At 52.7% G+C, this 721-nt stretch carries 1 rRNA gene; it reads left to right on the top strand.

Going from position 1 to position 721, the window contains the following annotated elements:
• Positions 1-721 (top strand): 16S ribosomal RNA (locus ACXAGV_RS19000); the annotation flags it as partial.

Genomic DNA, 721 nt, shown 5'->3' with positions numbered 1-721 from the left:
ACGATCTCTAGCTGTTCTGAGAGGAAGATCAGCCACACTGGGACTGAGACACGGCCCAGACTCCTACGGGAGGCAGCAGTGGGGAATATTGCACAATGGGGGAAACCCTGATGCAGCCATGCCGCGTGTGTGAAGAAGGCCTTCGGGTTGTAAAGCACTTTCAGTTGTGAGGAAAAGTTAGTAGTTAATACCTGCTAGCCGTGACGTTAACAACAGAAGAAGCACCGGCTAACTCCGTGCCAGCAGCCGCGGTAATACGGAGGGTGCGAGCGTTAATCGGAATTACTGGGCGTAAAGCGCACGCAGGCGGTTTGTTAAGCTAGATGTGAAAGCCCCGGGCTCAACCTGGGATGGTCATTTAGAACTGGCAGACTAGAGTCTTGGAGAGGGGAGTGGAATTCCAGGTGTAGCGGTGAAATGCGTAGATATCTGGAGGAACATCAGTGGCGAAGGCGACTCCCTGGCCAAAGACTGACGCTCATGTGCGAAAGTGTGGGTAGCGAACAGGATTAGATACCCTGGTAGTCCACACCGTAAACGCTGTCTACTAGCTGTTTGTGACTTTAAGTCGTGAGTAGCGAAGCTAACGCGCTAAGTAGACCGCCTGGGGAGTACGGCCGCAAGGTTAAAACTCAAATGAATTGACGGGGGCCCGCACAAGCGGTGGAGCATGTGGTTTAATTCGATGCAACGCGAAGAACCTTACCTACACTTGACATGC

Source organism: Alteromonas sp. ABH4_453 (assembly GCF_056160665.1).
The sequence above is the reverse complement of the archived record's forward strand: the minus strand, read 5'-3'. Positions and strand labels throughout refer to the sequence as shown.